Origin of the sequence: Chryseobacterium sp. 2VB, assembly GCF_005503635.1 — a bacterium.
GTDB lineage: Bacteria > Bacteroidota > Bacteroidia > Flavobacteriales > Weeksellaceae > Chryseobacterium > Chryseobacterium cupriresistens.
Map to the genome: position 1 here is coordinate 28,473 of NZ_SCNC01000022.1, position 21,918 is coordinate 50,390.

The window sequence follows — 21,918 nt, forward strand, 5'->3', positions numbered from 1 at the left end:
AAAATAACGAATACAGATATGAAATATATTTCATCATTGATGTTATTCCTGTGTTCAGTATTGGGCTATTCACAGACCATACTGTACCAGGCAGAAACAACATCCCGGACGGTTCAAGATCCACAAACGGTGGTTATGGCACAGGGATTTCATGCCAAATCGGATATTTCCAATCCTTTTGTAGCAAAATTAGGACCTGCTACGGAGAATCCGGGAGGAGGACCTACAGACTCCAATGCTGGAGCTAGTAATCCTAGCGGAACGACATCCCCGGCTGGTCAAAGTTTCCATAATACCAAAGGAAACATTGATGTTACGGCAGCGGGACAATTACAATATAACCTTTCTATCGAATTACCTCCAGGAGTAAAAGACGTATCTCCTAACCTGAATCTTGTCTACCTAAGTAGCACAGGAAATGGAATAGCCGGTTATGGATGGAGCGTTTCCGGAATAACTACCATCTTCAGAAGTGGAAAGACATTTGAAAAAGATGGAGAAACCAAAGGTCTTCAGCTTGATTACTCAGATTATTACAGCTTTAACGGACAGAGACTGATCTTAAAATCCGGAGAATACGGTAAGGATGGGGCCGAATATGTCACTGATAAATATTCCAATATTAAAATAAAATCAATTGGAACGGTTACAGGACAATCTTGGCAGGGTCCGGAGTATTGGGAGATTACATTTGAAGATGGTTCACGGGCCTGGTATGGAGGTGTTAGCTCAGGAAATAATGCTGGGCGAACTCCTACGGAATATAATATTGTAAAGTGGAAAGACAAAAAAGGGAACTATATTACCTATAATTATCTGCAAAATAATAATATTGCTTTAATTAATACGATCCAGTGGGGAGGGAATGAAACACTTGGAAAACCTCATTTCAACCAGGTTGAATTTTATTATTCACCCAGAAATATCCAGGAATCTTCCTATGTACGAGGTATTCCGTTGATACAGGATAAAATTTTAAGTACAATTGTTGTTAAAGCAAGCAGTACAACCTATAGAAGCTATTCCATCAATTATTCAATTGAAACGGTTAATAATGATCCAAACAACAGGCTTAATTATCAGTTTGTTAAAAGTATAACGGAAGGAAATAGTGTAGGAGATGCGGCTAATCCGGTTACGTTTGCAACAAAAACATTAACAACCGGAAGCAGTGAGAGTGGTTTTGGAGATTATACAGATGTCACAGCAACAGGAGACTATAATGGGGATGGGTTGGTTGATTTTATTGTCAGACAACCAGCACAAAACGGAAGGCCGGAAGGATATTATATTTATTTTGATGCGGTAAATAGTACTAATCCTTCATTTGTCTATTTAGGGGCAACCAGTACGTATTGGCCTAGCAGTAGTATGACCACTGTAAATATAAAACCGGCAGATAATTACATTAAACCTCAACAGGGATTAGTTATTTATAAAGATAATACAGGGTCTAATCCTCCTTCTACTGGAAATATTGAACTAAAATTTTACTCAATAAAAAGTGATGGATCAGTATTGAATACCTACAATAATCCGCTTGTGTTGGAATATTCTAAAACAATACCAAGTAACACCTATGAATTTGCTAATTCTGTATATCCTCCTGAAACTGATCCTGACTATATTGGGGGGCTTAACAGATCAGCTCTGCAAAGTTTAAAGGAAGTAGATATTGATTCTGATGGAATGTCTGAATTGATTATGGCAGTAGCAGATAATAAATGTAAATATCACATCATTGTTCCTGATCCGCCAAAAGGTACCTGGATGTGCAAATCCTTAGGTTACAGGTATATGATTCTGGATAAAGATAATATACAGAATAGTTCGATTCAGATTATTCCTGACACAACTCCTAAAAATATTCTCAGTAAGGGAGGGATTATGGACTTCGATAATGATGGCACACAGGATGTTGTTTTTGTAGATCCAACTGGAGGAAATACATCTGTTACTTTCACTACAAAAGAGTATATGAATGAAAACGGACCTACCACAAACAGGACTTTTACGACTCCATTGAACAGTGTCAGACAATATGAATTAAAAAAACAGAATAATGGCTATATCTTAAATCTGAAAAACGTTTACACGGTAAAAGGGCTGATAGACGGTCTGCAGTTTGGAGATTTAAACGGGGACAGAAATATTGAAATACTTCTACCTTTGCATGAAAATGCCACGAATGACATCTATACAACTGGATGGTCAATTTATCTGAATACGGGTATTTCGTTATCTGAAAGTCTGCAGGGATTAATGTATTATAGAAAACCTTCCATGAACCCGACATTACTTACCAATTATTCCAGGACGGGACTTATTGATTTGGATAATGATGGAAAAACGGAAATCTTAAATTCTACAATAATATTTGCACCTGCCAATAATCAATTATCTACCTGGTTTATTGACAGCTACTCTGAGCCTTATTATAATCCTGGTACTTCAGACTTCAAATGGCGTTTTGTAAAAAAACAGTTATCGTATACTCAAAGGCCAAAAGTATTGGTAGAGCCCTTATTCGGTGATTTTAGAGTAAATAATACATCATCGAAAATACTCTTTTTATTAAAAGCAACAGATACAAACGAAAGAAAGTTGATAAGTTATCAGCATTATAATCTTAACGTAGATAAGAATATTTCGTCCATATCACAGGCAGATCTTCAATATGATGTTGATTATAAAGAACTTGACCCTGCAGTGAATCCCAATATTTATGCTTCGGTTAAAAAAGAACAGTATCCTTATATGGAGCTTGACAGATTATCTCAGATGTATGCTGTATCTCAAATAAGAATATTGGGAAGAAAACAAGATTTTAGATACAGAGGCTATATAGCTCATTTGCAGGGAAGAGGAATTATAGGATTCCGTCAGACGGCACGTTCTTCTTGGTATGCAGATGGTTTTGAAAATACTAAAATATGGTCAGGAACAGAAATAGACCCTTTGAATGAAGGGGTTCCGGTAAAAGAATGGTCTATTAGAACTAATGATGAGAATTTGATCTTTCCAGCAGATCTTTCAGAAAATAATACACAGTTGATTACTTTTAAATCAACCATATATCAGACTGATAGATTGGTGGACGGACAGCTGGTGTCTTCTTTACCTTCTATAGACAAATCAAAGGTTGTTACTGCCATTATACCTAAAAGTAATAAAACAAAAGACTTTTTAACGGGAACTGTTACAGATAAAACAATTACATATAACAATTATTATCTTCCAACACAAAGTATTTCAAACGTTAACAGCGGCTATGGGGTAACAACATCCAACTACGAATATGTACATAATCCATCTGGAGTAGGATCAGATTATTATGTTGGGCGCCCTTCATCTAAAACGGTTGTAATACAGGCTTACGGTAATACCCAATCGGCCAAAGAAGAATACACTTATGAAAATAATTTCTTAAAGACCTTTAAAGCTTGGAACAGAGATAATTCAGGCTGGCTACAGGAGTCTTATTTGTATGATGGTTTCGGAAATCTTATTGAGAAAACAGTAAGTAACAGTGTTGATTCTCAAATCCAGATTACTAAAAACGAATATGAGAGTAAAGGAAGATTTGTTACTAAGCAAACAGACAATTTGGGATTAGAAACAAATACTGTTCATAATAGCTTGGGGCAGATTCTTACACAGACAGATCCGTTAGGTAACGTATTAACCAATCTTTATGATAATTGGGGAAAACTGACGAGCTCCAAATCTAACGTTACAGGTACAAAAACATATACTTACGAAAAGAAAACGTGGACGGGTGATATATGGAGTGGTTTTGAACCTCCAAGATATATTGTAATTGAGTTTTTACCTGATGGGAAACAAAATATAACCTATACTAATATTCTTGGACAAAATTATAGAACATCTACTAAAGCTTTTGGGCAAGGAGAGTTTGTCTCTAAAAATATTTATTATGATGTTCTGGGAAGAAAGACAGCTGAAAGTGAACCTTATTTTGATACTCAAACGGCTACATTATGGAATGCATTATCATATGATGATTCTGTTTTTCCTGCAAAGATAACGGCTACTTCATTGGCTTCTCTGGATTTGTCCGGTGCTGTTATTTCATTTTCAGGTAAGCAAATGGTAACCACAGTTTCTGGCTTTACAACTACAATAAAGGAAGTTAATGGATATGGAAGAACAACCTCCCAGACTATAGATGCTTTAGGAAATACAGTTTCCAGTACAGACTCAGGGGGAACAATTAACTTTAGTTATAATGCAGCAGGAGAGAGTATTAAAGCTGAATATGCGCAGAATATTGTAACAACGAAATATGACGCTTGGGGGAATAAATCAGAATTTAATGATCCTTCCAATGGATTATATAAATATGAGTATGATGGATTTGGGCAGATTAAGAAGACGATCAGCCCAAAGGGGACTAAAGAATATACATACAATAATTTAGGACAGCTGATTTCCCAAAATGAAATTTCTACAGTCGATGGTGGTCAGGCCACCAATAAGGTAATCTCGTATACTTACGATAATAAAGGGAGAATCGTGTTAAAATCCGGAACATCTAAAGGAAAGGCTTACAGTTCAAATATAAGTTATGATCCACAGGGAAGGATCACTTCTTCATCTGAAAATAGTAATGATAAATACTTTATTGAAAAGGGAATTACTTATGATGATAAGGCAAGGGTGATCTCCTATGAAAAACAACTTTATTCTTCCGGAGTGCTGACTAAAGTGCAGATTGAAAATGTTTATAGCCCATGGAATGGGGAGCTGTATCAGATAAAAGATAAAAATTCAGGAAAAGTACTTTGGCAGCTTAATGAAACTAATGTGAGAGCGCAGATACTTAGAAGCAAGTTAGGAGAAGTCGATATTACTAATAACTATGATGTAAATAATGGATTTCTGAAAGATATTAAACATGCTTCTGCTGCTAAACCAAATCTTTTACAAGTTACATACCAGTTTGATGCTATCAGGAATAGATTAAATAGCAGGACCACAAGTGGAGATTTTAATATCACGGAAATATTTGATTATGATGGTAATAATAGATTGATAAAATGGACTAATCCGGTCACGAATCAGTCTCACACGAATGAATATGATGCCAGAGGAAGAATTATGGTTAATAATCAAGTGGGAAAAATTAGATTTGACAATTCATCCAAAGTGTATCAGGCAACGGGAATGATCCTTAATGCAGATGGAGTTCAGAACTATAAAAATGATTTGATTCAAACCATCGTTTATAATGAAAATAATGATCCTGTATTTATTGATGGTGAAAATGGAGATGTAGCTTTTCAGTATGGATTAACAAATATGAGGCAGAAGGTTACCTATGGCGGGAATTTTGATCCTAAGCAGGAAGGGCGGCTTACTAAATTCTATAATGAAGATGGAAGCTTTGAAATTGTTAAAAATAATACAACAGGTCAGGAAAAACATATCATCTATATTGGAGGAACTCCTTATGAAAGTAATATTATATATGTAAAGAATTTTACAGAAAGTAATGGCTCGTATAAATTTTTACATAGAGACTATTTAGGAAGTATATTGGCAATCAGTGATGAAGCAGGTAATAAGCTGGAGCAGAGACATTTTGATGCCTGGGGGAATTTTACTCATCTGCAACTGGGAAGTGGTTCTGTGATTACAGATGCTAAGATGATTAAAAAAATAACAAGTACTGCCGGCTTATTGTTAGATAGAGGATATACATCTCATGAACACTTTATGGAGGTGGGAATTATTCATATGAACGGGAGACTCTATGACCCGTTACTAAGAAGATTCCTTAATGCCGACGAAAATATTCAGGACCCATATAATACACAAAATTACAACAAGTATGGATATGTCTTGAATAATCCTTTGATGTATAATGATCCAAGTGGTGAATTTGCTTTTCTGGCTATTTTACCAGTAATGATTGTAGGAGCCCTGAAAGCAGTTGTGATTGGTGGACTCATTTATACCGGAATGGCTGCTCTTACAGGAAATGCAAGTAAAGCAGGATTCTTAAAGACAATGTTAACATCAGCTATAATGGGAGCTGTATCCGCGGGTGTAAGCGCATTAAACATTTTTGGAAACGCTTTTTGGGGTGTAGTCGCAAAAGGAGCTGCTATTGGTGCGGCAGGAGGAGCATTGGATGCTATTGTAAATAATACTAATGTAATGCAGGGGATATTGAAGGGGGCAATAACTGCTGCTGTCATAGCAGGGGTATCTTATACAGTAGATTATTTTGTAAATAGGACACGTGTTGTATATGATAAAGGTATAACAAACTCACAAGGTAATATTAGCGAAGCCGAAGCTGACTATAATATTAAAAAAACAAAGCTCATGTTGTTTAAAGATACTGATGTTGAAAAAGCTTATGGTGTTAAGGAATATAAGTATGATGCAAATTTAGGTGAGAATGTTGTAGCACATACAAAAAGAAATTTTGGTTGGAGAAATATTAAATCAACAATTAGTATTTCAAAAGCAGCAGTACTGAATAAATTTTTATTAGCTAAAACTATGTTGCATGAAACTGCTCACGCATGGATTACATTTACATTTGGGAAGACTACTGAGTTTGATAAATTAACACCAATAGATAGTGATTCTAAATATGAAATTGCGATTTATGATACTGTTGAGCATTTTGGAATAAAATACTCTGAACATGTATTTACTAATATTAATGGATTGTCCCATACAGCTATTACTTATGATAACCCTAATAATCTTGTTAATATGAAAGATTGGTCTCAGTATTTTAATAAACTTCCTGTATCTTCGCAACAGTCTATTAATAAATTAATAAAATTCCTGGATCCTTTGTTTAGAAGAAGAATAGATTGGAATAGTTATTCATTATTACCAAGAACAAGATGAGAAAATTAATATTTTTATTGTTTATACTTTTGATTTCCTGTAAAGATAATTCTCAGAATTATAATTGTGAGAATATGAATTTTATGATACAGTTTAATCATACAGATAGCTATAATTCAAAAACTAATATTTTCGAAAGATCATATTGGGGAAGAAAAACTGACGTAAAGGTGATACTCAGCAAAGATGAGATCAGAAGAATGAATTTATGCTTTAAAGAAAATAGATTTTTAGACTTATCAGATTCTATTATTGCTAAATCATTTTTTAATAAGAGTCCCTTATATAAGAGTAGGGTGTCCTATAACAATTCATGTATAAAAAAGGTAGTTAATATCTCATTTGATTTGGAAAGTAAAGAAAATAACAGAAAAGCTAAAAGAGTATTTGAGATTATTAATAATGCCTCTGATATAATTTATCAAAAAAAACAAATAAGAGATTTGGAACCATCTAATGTATATTTAGAATAATATCATACAGAAACAAGAAGTATTTACAATAATAAATAACAAAGGCCGCCCTTGCTAAGGGTGGCTTTTTTACTGAGTTAGCATTATAAACAAAAACCACCCTTAAAAAAGGATGGTTTGTAGACTCACAGGGATTCGAACCCCAGATGACTGAACCAAAATCAGTAGTGTTACCGCTACACCATGAGTCTCTGTTTGTTTTAGTGGTGCAAATTTACAGCTTTTTTCTTTATATACAAGAAATTTTTGAATTTTTTTTTAAATTTACTGTAGAATTTATTCACGGAAAACATGCTGATAGACTTCAATAATCTCAATATTAATCAATTATCATTCTCTACAGAATTTGAAAAGAAAGTAAAAGATTTTCTGGAAGAATGGTTTTCACAAAAAACAGGAGTAAATGTCCAGACTTCGGGTTCTACCGGAGTGCCGAAAATTTTTGAAATTGAAACAAAGAAAATGGTCAATTCAGCAGTAATGACCTGTAATTTTTTAGGATTAAAAGAAGGTGATACGGCATTGCTTTGCCTGCCTGTAGAATACATTTCCGGTAAAATGATGGTTGTCCGTTCTATAGAAAGAAAGTTACAATTAAAAGTTACAGATCCTTCTTTAAAGCCTCTTGAAAATCTGAATGAAGAAGTAGATTTTTGTGCGATGACACCTCTTCAGGTAGAAAACTCACTGGAAAAGCTTCATCTGATTAAAAACCTGATCATTGGTGGTGCTGCCGTTTCAGAAAGCCTGAAAAATAAAATCCGGCATATGAACCTTAGTTCTTCCAACCGGATTTTTGAAACCTATGGAATGTCTGAAACCCTTTCTCATATCGGATTAAAACAATTAATGCCGGAACAGGAAGAGTATTTTACCGTTTTTGAAAATGTAGCGATCTCTTTAGATGATAGAGGTTGTCTGAAGATCTTTGCTCCCAATGTAAATGCTGAAGAATTGCAAACTAATGACTTAGTTGAGATTAAGAATGAGAAACAGTTTAAATTCCTGGGAAGAATTGATAATGTGATTAACTCTGGAGGAGCAAAAATTTTTCCGGAAGCCCTGGAAGCCCTGGTAAAAAAAGAACTCCCAAATGAGGTCATATTTGCAGGGTTGCCGGATGAAAGTTTGGGCCAGAAATTGATATTGATTATAGAAGGAAATGAATCTGATGAGGTAAAAAGGAAAGTTTCAGAAATACCATTTGAAAAAAAATTCCACAGGCCGAAAGACATTATTTTCATCAGAGAAATTCCGAGAACTCCCAACGGGAAGGTAAACAGATTGGAATTGTATAAAAATTTAACTGGAGATCTCTAGTTGATTCCGGTATCTCAAAATCTTAAAAAATGAAAGACTTTTCAAAAGAACTCAGTTTCAAAACTTCCCGCAGCAGCGGTGCAGGAGGACAAAACGTCAATAAAGTGGAGACTGCCGTTACCGTACTTTGGAAAGTAGATGCATCAGATTTTTTTAATGAAGCCGAAAAAGTATTGATTCAGCTTAAACTGAAAAACAGGATCAATGCGGACGGTTTTTTATTCCTCTCAGTTTCTGAAAGCAGAACACAACTGATGAATAAAAATAAAGCCATTGAAAAAATTATTGAAATGGTAAACAAAGCACTTATTGTTCCGAAAAAAAGAACAGCAACCAAGCCTTCAAAAGGTCAGAAACAGAAAAGACTGGATAACAAGAAAAAGCTTTCAGATAAAAAAGAAAGCAGACGTTTCAGGTTTTAATTGGTTTCTCCGGTAGAAAATTTTATTTTTGCCGGAAATTTTAAAACCATGATAAAAAAACTAATCGTAGCTGGAGTGTTCTCAATCTCCATCATGTCTTTCGCTCAGAAATTTTCTGTCAGACCTTCCATAGGATATGCATGGAGAACTGCAAAGACAATTCCCGGACTTAGCAAAGAAGAAAAAGAATATGTAAAAGACCTGAAAAATGGACTGAACTTTGATATTGCAGCCCATTATGAAGTGAAAAACGGTCTCGGATTCGGAGTGAAATATTCCAACTACAGTGCATCTAGCGACGGATTTCTGCTTGGTTATGTAGATGGAATGCCAGTATCTGTTCCTGTAACGACAAAGGATCATATTACATTTTTCGGTTTCTCCGGACTTATTTCAAATAATCATCTGGATACAAGACATAAGGTATTTGCAGATGTGGCGTTGGGAGTACTATCTTATACTACAAAAACAGGATCTGTAAAAGGTACAGGAAGTACTTTCGGGGCAGAAGTTGATCTTGGATATCAATATCAGGTAAGCAAGAATTTTATGATAGGGCCAAAAATAGGATTAAGTGGCGGAACCCTGAATAAAATGAAGTATAACGGGGTGACTTATAAATTTGATGATGATCAAAAAGAAGGTTTGCACAGAGTTTCTTTAAGTGCAGCCGCTACATTCCGTTTTTAAGCCGTATATTTGTTAGAAGTAATAATAATTGATAATGACAGCAACAATTTTTTTATCTGCAGAACACCGCCGGTCAGGATTGCTGCTGTCTTTACTTTATCTTCATACAGATTCTTTTCTGAAAAGTTCCAAGGACTTCATTATCTAAGCCCTGTCAGGATCCAAGGCAGGGACTCATTTCGGATTTTATATATTGTTTTTTGCAGTTTTCTATAGAAGAAGGCTGTTGTATGCCTGGATTCTACATTGGATCATCAGGGAATAACTGCATTTTAATTTAAAAAAATAAAAAATGTCTGATCATATTATTGTAACCACCGGAATTTATGATGCCATAAAAGATACACTGAGAAGAAAAAAAGTAAGCATCGAAGAAGAAAAAAGATTGACCGAAGAGCTCAGAAAAGCAAAACAGGTCCTGAGAAGAGATCTTCCTGCTGATATTGTCACAGTTGATAGAAAAGTAACATTAAAAGACCATACCCTTGGTTTTGAACACGAATACATTTTCGTACCTTCTACGAAAGAAAAACTTAAAAAAAACAAACACTCCATTCTGTCTGATATTGCTCTTGCAGTAGTAGGGTATAAGGTAGGAGACGTTATCAGCTGGCCTTTCAGAGACGGAGAAAGAAAAATCGAAATTCTGAAAGTGGAAACCTGGGAAGGATAAATCTTTGATGAATAATATTAAGTTGATTGTTAGTGAAAGCGTGGCTCATTTGGGTCGCGCTTTTTTATAAATTTTTATTGTTGGAAAACGCAAAGTCGCAAATTTTTTGACATGGCTCCTACTTTAAGGGCGCAAGGATTTTATCTTCGATAAAATTTTATACTGTACAATTTATTTTTTATCACATGCTGATTTTTCGGATAATATAAAATAAAAATCTGTGCAATATGTGTAAAAATGATGCTTTCCCTTGCTGAAAACCTTCGATTTTCTTGGGCCTTAAAATATTCACAAAGTTTTAAAACCCTTTGCCCTTGCATTTTCCAACTTATACCTTCCCAATTTAACAAATGATAAAAAAAGACGCCTCTGTTATACTTTCTTCAAGTGCTTTCGCTGCATTCCGTTTTTAAGTTTTATCTTTGCAAAAATTAAAAAAATGAGCAAACCGATAACTGAATTCATAGAAAAGTATTACCTGCACTTCAACGCAGCTGCATTGGTGGATGCTTCTAAAGGATATGTTGCACATCTTAAAGATGGCGGAAAAATGATGATTACTTTGGCAGGAGCAATGTCTACTGCTGAATTAGGGAAGATTCTTGCTGAAATGATCCGTCAGGGAAAAGTAGATTTTATCTCTTGTACAGGGGCTAACCTTGAAGAAGATTTAATGAACCTTGTAGCACACTCTCACTATGAAAGAGTTCCTCATTATAGAGATTTAACGGCTCAGGATGAGTGGGATCTTTTGGAAAGAGGTCTGAACAGAGTTACAGATACTTGTATCCCTGAAGAAGAAGCTTTCAGAAGATTACAAAAACATATCGTAGAGATCTGGAAAGACGCAGAAGCTAAAGGAGAAAGATATTTCCCTCACGAATTCATGTACAAAATGATCCTTTCAGGAGTATTGGAGCAGTATTATGAAATTCCTAGAGAAAATTCCTGGATGATTGCTGCTGCAGAAGCTAACCTACCAATCGTAGTTCCGGGATGGGAAGATTCTACAATGGGTAACATCTTCGCTTCTTACTGCATCAAAGGAGAACTTAAGCCTACGACAATGAAATCAGGGATCGAATATATGACTTACCTTGCTGACTGGTATACTAAAAACTCAGGAGGAAAAGGAGTTGGATTCTTCCAGATTGGTGGAGGTATCGCAGGAGATTTCCCTATTTGTGTAGTACCAATGTTATATCAGGATATGGAAATGCATGACATTCCTTTCTGGTCTTATTTCTGCCAGATTTCTGACTCTACTACCTCTTACGGTTCATATTCAGGAGCAGTTCCAAATGAGAAAATTACCTGGGGTAAACTGGATATCACTACACCGAAATTTATCGTTGAAAGTGATGCGACGATCTGTGCACCATTGATGTTCTCTTATATCTTGGAAAACGCTTAAGAAAAATATCTCACTGGAGATTATAATATCAGCGCTTCAATTCATTTGGAGCGCTTTTTGTTTTAGGATGTAAAAATAGAATTGTTTTGAAAACTAAAAATAATTTGAACCATTAAGGTTATTTAAGTTTTAAAGGGCATTAAGAGAAATAGCTAAAGCTATTTTATTTATCCGCATGCTTTACTTTCATCAAAGATGAAATTTAATTATTCTTCCCATCTTCATTTTTCTTAATGGTTAAAAAATAGTATACAGTATTCCCATAGATTACACGAATTGCACAGATTTTTACAATCTGCGTAATCTGCATCATCAGCGAGAGAAAAAATAAGCTATGTCGTATGAAATTTTATCGGAGATAAAATCCTTGCGCCTTACCACACATAGTATTAAAATAATCTTGCGCCTTTGCATTTTCCCAAAAATACACATAAACATTTGTGAAAATCTGCGCGATCTGCAGGAAAATAAAAAATCAATCCAAAGAATTCACCAGCACAAAGTATCTGTAGGCCAGAATTCCCTTTTCTATCTTAGTGAGATGATTAGGATCTTTCTTACTCAATTTCGGAAGAACTTTTTTATTAACGGCATTCAACAGCCTGAAAAATGATTTTTTCATATCTTTATCTTTTAATGAAACATCATTGAGATGAAAAGAGTTCAAAAATGATGCAAAAAAGAGAACCAACTTAAAATAATCATTTTGATATGGACGAAATTTTCAAACAACAGGTATACGAAGTGGCAAGACTTATTCCCAAAGGAAGAGTATCTACTTACGGCGCCATAGCAAAAGCTGTTGGTTATCCTAATCATTCCAGACATGTAGGAAAAGCGATGGGAGGATGTCCGAAAGATGTTCCTGCGCACCGCGTGATTTCAAGCTCAGGAGTATTATCTGTCCCCGAATTTCAGCCAAAGCTGGAAGCAGAAGGAATCATTGTTGAAAACCTCAGAATAAAGAATTTCAAAAAACTGTTCTGGGATCCATTGGAGGAATTGTAATTTGATGAAATTTAATCTCATTATAAAAAAATGTCACTCCATACATTAATATGAAGTGACATCAATATTTTCTACAGTTTGAAACCGTATTATTTTCTTCCTCTTGGGAGATCTTTTAGTTCTTCTTTCAGCTTTTCGTTCTCCTCTTTTAATAGAGCAATATAGTTTTGAAGGTTTTTAATGATGTCGCCAGGGATATTATCATAATTATTTTGGTTACTGATAACTCCTGCAGATCTATCATTAAATACAGGATGATCATTATTAACAACTACTGTAGCTTCCTCTTCTTCATAAATGTCCTCAATGGGTACATCCAGAAAACGGGCAAGTTTATCCCACTCATCTTTTACGATCCTCACATCACCGCTTTCTTTTCTGCTGTAATTAGATACATCTGTTGCGATAAAATCAGCTACCTGTTGTTGAGTATAACCTTTTTGCTTTCTGATGAGACGTAATTTTTCTTTTTGCATGACCTACATTTTATACAAAAATGGCAAAAAAGCAGAAGCTATACAATAAAAAGTAGAAAAAAATAGGTGCTAAAGAATAAAATTAAAGATAAAATGAAACTAAATTTAAAAACAGAAGGGTTATCTGGTTTAATTGTTGAAACTTTACTTTCAGAATCAATTCTGATTTGATCAAAGAATATGTGATTAAAGATTTAAACCTTACAGGTTTCTAAAAACTGTAAGGTTTGGATTATCTATTTACAATTTATACTTTTAAACAAAAAAGACTGCTTCAAAATGAAACAGTCTCTTGTAAATTATTTTTCAAGCTGCTTATAGCTTCTCTGTATAAAATCTGTCAGGTCTTTTCCTTTCAGTAAGTTTTGTGAAAGCTTGGCAAGATCAAGAGCATATTTGATTAAGCTTTCTTTTTCTTCAGCATTCTCAGTCTTTAAGATCTGGCTGGAAAGCTCACTGTTGGAGTTCACCACAAGATTATACATCTCCGGGAAACCTCCCATTCCGAACATACCGCCTCCGCCTGTAGCCTGCATTTCCTTCATTCTTCTCATGAATTCAGGCTGGGTAATAGTGAACGGAGCATCATTGCTGTCAAGATCTTCAAGCTGTACCGTAAATTTAGAATCCTGAATAGCTTCTTCTACATTCTTTTTCAATGATTCTTTTTCCGTTTCATTCAATTTTGAAATTACCGGCTCGTCTTTTTTGATAAGGTTATTAACATGATCAGCATCTACTCTTGCAAACGAAATATTTTCTTTTGAAGTTTCCAGTTTCTGGATCACGTGTGAAATGATAGGAGAATCCAATAACAGAACTTCATATCCTTTATCTTTTGCAGACTGGATATAGCTGTGCTGCTCATCAGCATTGGTAGCATACAGAACAACCAGTTTGTTGTCTTTATCAGTTTGTATTGGCTTGATTTTCTCTACCAGTTCATCCCACAGGAAATATTTACCGTCTGTTGTAGGATATAAAGTGAATTTGTCTGCTTTTTCAGAAAATTTTTCTTCAGTAATGATTCCGTATTCGATAACTACCTTGATGTCGTTCCATTTTTGTTCATAATCTTCACGGTTTTCGTTAATTAAAGAAGCCATTTTGTCGGCAACTTTTTTCGTGATATACGATGAAATTTTCTTTACAGCACCGTCTGCCTGAAGATAAGAACGGGAAACGTTCAATGGGATATCCGGAGAATCAATTACACCTCTTAATAACATCAGGAAGTCCGGAACGATTCCTTTTACTTCATCTGTTACAAATACCTGGTTTTGATATAATTGAATTTTATCTTTATCAATATTCAGATTATTGCTCAATTTCGGGAAAAATAAAATTCCGGTAAGGTTGAAAGGATAATCAACATTCAGGTGGATGTTGAATAACGGTTCTTCAAACTGCATTGGGTACAGTTCATGATAGAACTTCATATAATCCTCATTGGTCAGTTCACTTGGAGCGATGGTCCATGCCGGAACCGGATTGTTGATGATATTGTCTACCTCTTCTGTTTCAGCCACAGCATCTTCAGGAGCATCTTCCGGTAAAGGAAGTGTATGTGTTTTTGTCCCGAATTTAATCGGAACAGGCATAAATTTGTTATACTTTAATAGCAGCTCACGGATTTTTGCTTCTTCCAGAAACTCTACGGAATCTTCAGCAATATGAAGGATTATTTCCGTTCCTCTGTCTGTTTTATCAGTAGTTTCTTCAAGCGTGAATTCCGGGCTTCCGTCACAGACCCAACGTACTGCCGGCTCATCTTTATAAGATTTTGTAAGGATTTCCACCTTTTCAGCCACCATGAAAGCAGAGTAGAATCCAAGACCGAAATGTCCGATAATGCCGGAATCTTTTGCAGAATCCTTATATTTTTCCAAAAACTCTTCAGCGCCTGAAAAAGCAACTTGGTTGATATATTTTTCAACTTCTTCGCCGGTCATACCAATTCCCTGGTCGATGATGCGTAACGTTTTCTGGTCTTTATCAATTTTAACTTCAAGCTTGGGATTTCCATATTCCACTTTTGCCTCACCAATGCTTGTCAGGTGTTTTAATTTTAAAGTAGCATCCGTTGCATTGGAGATCAATTCTCTTAGGAATATTTCGTGGTCACTGTAAAGAAATTTTTTAATAAGCGGGAAAATGTTTTCCACAGATACATTAATATTTCCTTTAGTCATCATATTTTAGATTTTTAATTTAAAATTCTTTCTCAAAAAAAATACCATGCAGGAGAAAGTGACAGAATGTCATTTTTTCAAATTGAAAAGGTATTGTTATATGGATTTGTCAAAGAAATGCCTTACTTTTAAATCTTAAAATATTTTTAAAATGAAGTTGAAATGTACAGTTTTTATGCTGCTCATCATGACCTTCTGGGTATATGGGCAGAAGAAGCCTTTAGACCATTCTGTTTACGACAGCTGGCAAAATATCGGATCAAGAAAAATCTCAAATGATGGAAAGTGGATTGCCTATTCGGTAGATGCTCAGGAAGGAAATTCTGACCTTTCTTTATATTCCGTTAAAAATAAGACAACAAAGAAGTTTGCAAGAGCGGCAAAAGTGGATTTTACCAATGATTCCAGGTTTGCTGTTTTTCAGATCCGACCGCAGTATAAAGATATAAAAGCGGTAAAAGATAAAAAACTGAAGAAAAATAAATTAACAAAAGACAGCCTTGCCATTGTTGATTTTTTTAATGATAAAACAGAGAAAATTCCGAATGTAAAATCATTTAAAATTCCTGAAAAAGCAGGTTCTTACGTTGCTTATCTTCTGGAAAATATAAAAGATAAATCTTCTGATGATGCTTCCGACAAAGAAGACGGGGAAGAAAATAAAGAGGAAGAAAAAAATGTAAAACCATTACAGCTTGTGGTGAAAAACCTTTTGGATGGAAAAAGTACAACATATGATAATGTCATACGCTATGAGTTCAGCAAAAATGGGAAGCAACTTGTTTTTGTGACTAAGAAGCCGGACGAAAAGAAAGATAAAAAAGAAGGAAAGGATTCAACAGATGAAAAATCTTCGGATAAAAAAGATACAGACAAGTCTAAACCTAAGAAATATGCGTTTCAAACCGTGCAGGTAGTTGATCTGCAAAAAGGAACCATCAATAAAATTTCTGAAATGGAGGGAGACTTTTCACAATTGTCTTTTGACGAAGAAGGAAATCAGCTGGCTTATGTAGGAACTTCTTCTGCACAGAATGATCTGGTGAAATTGTATCAGCTATATTACTTTAACTTTAAAGGAAACAAAAAAGCAATTGTTACCAATGAGAATGCACAGATGAAGAGAAACTGGGTAATTTCCGAAAACCGGTTGCCGCTGTTCAGTAAAAATGGGAAACAGTTGTATTTCGGTGTTGCTCCAAAGCCTGTTGCAAAAGATACGGCAATGATTGCAAATGATCATGCCGTTGTGGATATCTGGAATTATAAGGACGATTATCTGCAAACGGTACAGCTAAAAGAATTGAAGAATGATCTGAAAAAATCCTACGCTGCAGTAATGCAAACGGGAAAACCGGATTTCTTTACCAATATTGACGGAGAAGATTTGGATACTTTACGACTGGTGAACGAAGGAAATGCAGAATTTGCGCTGGGAATTACCAGTATCAATAACAGGATTTCTTCACAATGGGAAGGTGCAACAAAGAAAACCTATTTTCTGATTGACAATAAAACGGGAGAGAGAACCGAAATTATTAAAAACCTCAATGGAGCAGCGGCTGTATCTCCGCTGGGAAAATTTGTTGTGATCTTTGACAGAGAAAAAGGGAAATGGCTGAGCTATAATGTGAAGACAAAACAAACCCTTCCGCTCAGTACAGGCTTACCTGTTTCTTTTGTAGATGAGGAATTTGATATGCCGGATTTTCCAAATTCTTATGGTATTGCATCCTGGACAGATAATGATGAATCTGTAATTATCAGAGACCGTTACGATCTTTGGGAATTTTTTCTGAACAGTTCAAAAAAGCCAAGAAATATGACCAATGGATATGGGCGTAAGCATAAAATAACATTTGATACCTATGATCTGGATAAGGATATTAAAAGCTTAAACAGAAAATCAGTCATTTATTTATCCGCATTTGACAATACATCCAAGGCCAACGGAATTTTTAAGACATCTGTTCAGTCAAACGCTGATCCGGTAAAAATTCAGATGGAAAATGTATGGGGATACAGAACCCTTCAAAAAGCAAAAAATGCTGAACAGTATATTCTGATAAAAGAATCATACACGGCTTCTCCCAATATTTTTGCAACATCAGATTTTTCAGAACAACAAAAACTGAGCAATACCAATCTGCAGCAAAATCAATATAACTGGGGAACAAACGAATTGGTAAACTGGACAACACCAAAAGGAAATACTTCTACAGGAGTGCTATACAAACCGGAAAACTTTGATCCGAATAAAAAATATCCGATGATTGTTTATTTCTACGAAAAACTTTCGGATAATTTAAACCGGTATGTTGCACCAGCTCCAACACCTTCAAGATTAAATATTTCTTATTTTGTGAGCAACGGATATCTTGTTTTCACTCCTGATATTTCTTATACAGATGGTTTCCCGGGAGAATCTGCCATGGAATATATTAATTCCGGAGTTGAAAAGTTAAAGCAAAATGCATGGGTAGACGGTGCAAAAATAGGAATTCAGGGACAAAGCTGGGGAGGTTATCAGGTTGCTTATCTTATTGCTCATACCAATATGTATGCAGCTGCATGGAGTGGAGCACCCGTTGTCAACATGACGTCTGCCTATGGAGGAATCCGATGGACTTCAGGAATGAACAGACAGTTTCAGTATGAGAAATCACAAAGCAGATTGGGGAAAAACTTGTGGGAAGCACCGGATCTTTATATTAAAAATTCACCGCTTTTTAGCATTGATAAAGTACAAACTCCGGTAGTTATTATGAGTAATGATAAAGATGGAGCTGTGCCATGGTATCAGGGGATTGAAATGTTTACCGCACTACGCCGTCTCGGAAAACCGGTATGGCTTCTGAATTATAATGGAGATGATCATAACCTTATGAAACGTCAGAACAGAAAAGATATTCAAATCCGCGAACAGCAGTTTTTTGATTATTATCTTAAAGGTGCTAAAGCTCCGGTCTGGATGACAAAAGGAATCCCGGCAACCCAAAAAGGAAAGGATTGGGGATTTGAACTGACAGATGATAAACCTAATTAACAGAATTCCGGCGGAGCCAAAGGCTCCGCCGGAATTTTTTATTATAAAAACAATAAAGAGCACACTGACACAATGGCATTTTTTTTATGATGAGCCTGTTGAGCACTTTTATTATATTTACCGCCAATTATAAATAACAGTATGGGAATCTTTGATTTTTTTAAGAAAAAAAATAACAGTCAGGAAAATGTAAGTACTCCGGTTCAGAAAATGAAAATGCCGGAAGAAAAAGTAGTAGAGCAAGTGGTGGAAGAAGTTGTGGAAACAATACCGGAAGTTCCTTCGCAGCTGGCAGAAGAGCCGAAAGTAAATGAAGAATATGAAAAAATCAGGATTTATAATGATTATATCGTGTATTCTATAGCCCTTCAGCTAAGAGGTGAGTATACACCGCTTTCTGCTTTTGAAAAAGAAAATGGTGAGGTAGAGGGTTTTGCGTATATGGTTACTGAAGATGCTTATGCACTTTCTCCACAACAGGCGATTGCACAGATGGAAGAAAAGTTTGAAAGTGAGCTTCAGGAAGGTAAGATTAAATCTTATATGATACTATATCATTCTCAGTTTGATCATAACGGTAATCACACTCCGGCTATTCAGGAAGGGGAATTTAAGGGAATTTCACTTGCTTACCACTTTGCCGGTGATGAAAAGAAGAAAACAGGATTGCCTTATATTTTCGAAAACCAGAATATTACGTATAAAGGTTTTGCAGAGTTTTCTCATGAAGAAAATAATGCGATTATGAATCATCAGTTGATTGAGGGACAAAATTATTTCCAGAATACAGTAGGAATCACGACTCCTGAAACCACTAATGAAGCTGGGATAATTATCAGAAAATCCAATGTTCATAACCTTGTGAATACATGGAGTGGCGTTTTTGGACACCAGAACTTTCAGACTAAAGATTACGGGCAGTATCTTAGCACAGTTTTAATGCAGTCCACCGTTTCTGATCCGACAGGAGAGGCCAGAAATAAAACCGAATTTGAAGATGTAAGATTCAAAACCATTGTTACAGATGAATTGAGTACTATAATTCCGGAAGTAAAAACGGATTATACCCTGGATTTTGAAACCAGATCAATCAGAGAATGGGAAAATGCATTGAATTTACAGGCAATTGTAGCAGGACCTGCCAGAGATACTTTTGGTGTTTGGTTTTTTGCAACAGATTATGCTGAAAACAGAAATACCTACATGACTCAGCCTCATCTGAAGGTGAATGTCAGCGGAATTGTTTTCATTCTTGATGTTCAAACCAATACTGATTTACCGGATGGAACCAAAATGAGTGAGGATTTTACTACCTATGCACCAAGTCAGGACCTGCCTAATTATGCATGTTTCGATTTTATTGGTCAGGTAGTAGACTTTAAAGAAACAGAATTGCTTGAAGATAGAAGTGTTAAAGGATATATTTTGAAGTTGAAATTGATCACGAATGAAGAGAATGAAGATTTCTTCACCATTGATGCTTTTGTGAACAAAGAGAACATGAGAATGGAAACGCTTACAAAAGGAATGAAAGTGACCGGAGCACTTCAGCTGCAGGGTAAAATTGCTGAATAATTTTAAAAAAATATAAAATCTCAAAGAGGTTGTTCTACGGAATGACCTCTTTTTTATTTTCTGACCCTTCATTTATTTAAACGCATCGTTGATGGAGCTTTGTGGTAAATGATGCATTTGCTTAGTAAGAATCAATGAAATTGATTCAGCTCTCTGCTCCCTTAAAAATATTACAGCATACAGATGAAACCTTTGCGTTAGAAAAATCTTTATTTTAAAAACAGAAAAAGGCAATCCGAAGACTGCCTTTTCTATATTTTCTGAAAAATTATTTGTTTTTCATTTCTTCCTTAATCTTAGCTTCCAATTCTTCAGCAAGATCCGGATTATCTCTTAAAACATCTTTTACAGCATCACGTCCCTGACCCAATTTAGTCTCTTCGTAGCTGAACCATGATCCGCTTTTCTTCACAATTCCCATATCTACAGCGGTATCAAGAATTTCTCCTACTTTAGAAACACCTTCACCATACATGATGTCAAATTCTGCCTGCTTGAATGGAGGAGCTACTTTGTTTTTCACAATCTTCACTTTCACACGGCTACCGATTGCTTCATCACCTTGTTTGATAGGAGCACTTGCTTTTCTGATATCAATTCTTACAGAAGCGTAAAACTTCAGTGCATTACCTCCGGTAGTGGTTTCAGGGTTTCCGAACATTACACCGATCTTTTCTCTCAACTGGTTGATGAAAATCACGGTACATTTTGTTCTTGAAATCGTAGCAGTAAGCTTTCTTAATGCCTGAGACATTAATCTTGCATGAAGACCCATTTTGGAATCTCCCATTTCACCTTCGATTTCTGCTTTTGGAGTAAGAGCCGCTACAGAGTCAATTACTACGATATCAATTGCTCCTGAACGGATCAAATTATCTGCAATTTCTAAAGCCTGCTCACCGTTGTCCGGCTGAGAAATGATCAGGTTTTCAAGATCAATTCCTAATTTCGCAGCATACGTTCTATCGAAAGCGTGCTCTGCATCAATGAATGCTGCAATACCGCCTGCTTTTTGAGCTTCAGCAATGGCGTGAAGGGTCAACGTTGTTTTACCTGAAGATTCAGGACCATATATTTCAATGATTCTTCCTTTTGGATATCCGCCTATCCCTAGGGCAATATCCAAACCTAAAGAACCGGAAGGAATGACCTCTATCGTATTGTCTATAGATTCATCACCTAAAGTCATTACCGTTCCCTTCCCATATGTTTTATCTAGCTTGTCAAGCACTAAAGCGAGTGCTTTTTTCTTATCATCAATGTTACTCATCTCTATTAAAATAATTTCTCAAAAATACATAATTTATAGATCAAAAGCTAATATTATTTGTCCCTGAAAGCTGTTTTTAGAGTTAAAAAATGATAAAATTTTATAAGTGATCTCCTTCATAACGAAGCACATGCGGAATGCTGTATCTAAAGTATTTTTTTAATGCTTTTTACTTTATTAAGATGAGTTTTTTTGTTGGAAATTGCAAAGGCGCCATTCTTTTAATATAGATTATGCTTTAAGGCGCAAGGATTTTATCTCCGATAAAATTGAGTAGTGTATGTATTTTTTTACCCCACGCTGATTTTGCAGATAACGCAGATATTAATGAAAACCTGTATCATCGGGTTGATTGCAAGAATTTTACTTGAAATTATATATTCCGTGCTGAAAATCTTCGATTTTCTTGCGTCCTAAAAACTTTTGCAATGTCTTGAAATTTTTACGCCTTTGCGAGTTCCAACA

Annotated in this window: 14 protein-coding genes and 1 tRNA gene; 10 read left to right on the forward strand and 5 right to left on the reverse strand. The window is 35.4% G+C overall.

The genetic code is table 11. The features are described 5' to 3' along the window. Window positions 1-18 precede the first annotated feature (18 nt). Both FFS26_RS17490 and FFS26_RS17495 read left to right on the forward strand, forming a co-directional pair. Window positions 19-6,894, forward strand: coding sequence for an RHS repeat-associated core domain-containing protein (locus tag FFS26_RS17490; protein ID WP_137905677.1), 6,876 nt, complete (start codon window positions 19-21; stop codon window positions 6,892-6,894). Between the two features lie 83 nt (window positions 6,895-6,977). Continuing rightward, entirely contained in the window at window positions 6,978-7,367 is a 390-nt protein-coding gene (locus FFS26_RS17495) for a hypothetical protein (protein ID WP_137905678.1), read from the forward strand. Window positions 7,368-7,487: 120 nt separating this feature from the next. Here the strand turns inward: FFS26_RS17495 and FFS26_RS17500 are convergent. Then, window positions 7,488-7,558 (reverse strand) — tRNA-Gln (locus tag FFS26_RS17500). 100 nt (window positions 7,559-7,658) lie between these two features. On the opposite strand from FFS26_RS17500, the gene FFS26_RS17505 reads away from it, so the two are divergent. The 5 genes from FFS26_RS17505 (at window position 7,659) to FFS26_RS17525 (ending at window position 11,886) form a co-directional block, all read left to right on the forward strand. Further along, the gene (locus tag FFS26_RS17505; protein ID WP_137905679.1) at window positions 7,659-8,687 is read left to right on the forward strand and encodes an AMP-binding protein; all 1,029 of its coding nucleotides are present in this window, start codon (window positions 7,659-7,661) and stop codon (window positions 8,685-8,687) included. A gap of 29 nt (window positions 8,688-8,716) precedes the next feature. Next, window positions 8,717-9,109, forward strand: a complete 393-nt coding sequence (arfB, locus tag FFS26_RS17510; RefSeq protein ID WP_110008121.1) for an alternative ribosome rescue aminoacyl-tRNA hydrolase ArfB — start codon at window positions 8,717-8,719, stop codon at window positions 9,107-9,109. A 48-nt stretch (window positions 9,110-9,157) separates the two neighbouring features. After that, window positions 9,158-9,799: a porin family protein gene (locus FFS26_RS17515; RefSeq protein WP_137905680.1), complete on the forward strand. Its 642-nt coding sequence runs from the start codon at window positions 9,158-9,160 to the stop codon at window positions 9,797-9,799. Between the two features lie 292 nt (window positions 9,800-10,091). After that, window positions 10,092-10,472: a GreA/GreB family elongation factor gene (locus tag FFS26_RS17520; RefSeq protein WP_110008119.1), complete on the forward strand. Its 381-nt coding sequence runs from the start codon at window positions 10,092-10,094 to the stop codon at window positions 10,470-10,472. Window positions 10,473-10,911: 439 nt separating this feature from the next. Next, window positions 10,912-11,886, forward strand: a complete 975-nt coding sequence (locus FFS26_RS17525; RefSeq protein ID WP_002976594.1) for a deoxyhypusine synthase family protein — start codon at window positions 10,912-10,914, stop codon at window positions 11,884-11,886. A 475-nt stretch (window positions 11,887-12,361) separates the two neighbouring features. Here the strand turns inward: FFS26_RS17525 and FFS26_RS22595 are convergent, their stop codons facing one another. After that, the gene (locus tag FFS26_RS22595; protein ID WP_165791608.1) at window positions 12,362-12,508 is read right to left on the reverse strand and encodes a hypothetical protein; all 147 of its coding nucleotides are present in this window, start codon (window positions 12,506-12,508) and stop codon (window positions 12,362-12,364) included. Between the two features lie 89 nt (window positions 12,509-12,597). Between FFS26_RS22595 and FFS26_RS17530 the strand changes: the two genes are divergently transcribed. Continuing rightward, window positions 12,598-12,894, forward strand: a complete 297-nt coding sequence (locus FFS26_RS17530; RefSeq protein WP_110008117.1) for an MGMT family protein — start codon at window positions 12,598-12,600, stop codon at window positions 12,892-12,894. 89 nt (window positions 12,895-12,983) lie between these two features. Here FFS26_RS17530 and FFS26_RS17535 read toward each other — a convergent pair whose 3' ends face one another. Together FFS26_RS17535 and htpG are read right to left on the reverse strand one after the other, a co-directional pair. After that, window positions 12,984-13,370 (reverse strand): helix-turn-helix transcriptional regulator, encoded by a 387-nt coding sequence (locus FFS26_RS17535; protein ID WP_110008116.1) that lies wholly within the window; start codon window positions 13,368-13,370, stop codon window positions 12,984-12,986. Between the two features lie 299 nt (window positions 13,371-13,669). Then, the gene (gene htpG, locus FFS26_RS17540; RefSeq protein ID WP_137905695.1) at window positions 13,670-15,562 is read right to left on the reverse strand and encodes a molecular chaperone HtpG; all 1,893 of its coding nucleotides are present in this window, start codon (window positions 15,560-15,562) and stop codon (window positions 13,670-13,672) included. A 151-nt stretch (window positions 15,563-15,713) separates the two neighbouring features. Between htpG and FFS26_RS17545 the strand changes: the two genes are divergently transcribed. Continuing rightward, complete coding sequence (locus tag FFS26_RS17545) at window positions 15,714-18,608, forward strand: alpha/beta hydrolase family protein (RefSeq protein WP_137905681.1); 2,895 nt, start codon at window positions 15,714-15,716, stop codon at window positions 18,606-18,608. Between the two features lie 141 nt (window positions 18,609-18,749). Continuing rightward, complete coding sequence (locus tag FFS26_RS17550; protein ID WP_137905682.1) at window positions 18,750-20,183, forward strand: hypothetical protein; 1,434 nt, start codon at window positions 18,750-18,752, stop codon at window positions 20,181-20,183. Window positions 20,184-20,451: 268 nt separating this feature from the next. Here FFS26_RS17550 and recA read toward each other — a convergent pair whose 3' ends face one another. Then, entirely contained in the window at window positions 20,452-21,453 is a 1,002-nt protein-coding gene (gene recA / locus FFS26_RS17555; RefSeq protein ID WP_062676286.1) for a recombinase RecA, read from the reverse strand. Between the last annotated feature and the right edge of the window lie 465 nt (window positions 21,454-21,918).

Bases quoted from the DNA above. Each gene is read 5' to 3' on its own strand.
- FFS26_RS17545 (WP_137905681.1), top strand. From the start codon at position 15,714: ATGAAGTTGAAATGTACAGTTTTTATGCTGCTCATCATGACCTTCTGG.
- FFS26_RS17550 (WP_137905682.1), top strand. From the start codon at position 18,750: ATGGGAATCTTTGATTTTTTTAAGAAAAAAAATAACAGTCAGGAAAAT.
- FFS26_RS17495 (WP_137905678.1), top strand. From the start codon at position 6,978: ATGATACAGTTTAATCATACAGATAGCTATAATTCAAAAACTAATATT.
- htpG (WP_137905695.1), bottom strand. From the start codon at position 15,562: ATGACTAAAGGAAATATTAATGTATCTGTGGAAAACATTTTCCCGCTT.
- FFS26_RS17505 (WP_137905679.1), top strand. From the start codon at position 7,659: ATGCTGATAGACTTCAATAATCTCAATATTAATCAATTATCATTCTCT.
- FFS26_RS17535 (WP_110008116.1), bottom strand. From the start codon at position 13,370: ATGCAAAAAGAAAAATTACGTCTCATCAGAAAGCAAAAAGGTTATACT.
- recA (WP_062676286.1), bottom strand. From the start codon at position 21,453: ATGAGTAACATTGATGATAAGAAAAAAGCACTCGCTTTAGTGCTTGAC.
- FFS26_RS17490 (WP_137905677.1), top strand. From the start codon at position 19: ATGAAATATATTTCATCATTGATGTTATTCCTGTGTTCAGTATTGGGC.
- FFS26_RS17525 (WP_002976594.1), top strand. From the start codon at position 10,912: ATGAGCAAACCGATAACTGAATTCATAGAAAAGTATTACCTGCACTTC.
- arfB (WP_110008121.1), top strand. From the start codon at position 8,717: ATGAAAGACTTTTCAAAAGAACTCAGTTTCAAAACTTCCCGCAGCAGC.
- FFS26_RS17520 (WP_110008119.1), top strand. From the start codon at position 10,092: ATGTCTGATCATATTATTGTAACCACCGGAATTTATGATGCCATAAAA.
- FFS26_RS17515 (WP_137905680.1), top strand. From the start codon at position 9,158: ATGATAAAAAAACTAATCGTAGCTGGAGTGTTCTCAATCTCCATCATG.
- FFS26_RS22595 (WP_165791608.1), bottom strand. From the start codon at position 12,508: ATGAAAAAATCATTTTTCAGGCTGTTGAATGCCGTTAATAAAAAAGTT.
- FFS26_RS17530 (WP_110008117.1), top strand. From the start codon at position 12,598: ATGGACGAAATTTTCAAACAACAGGTATACGAAGTGGCAAGACTTATT.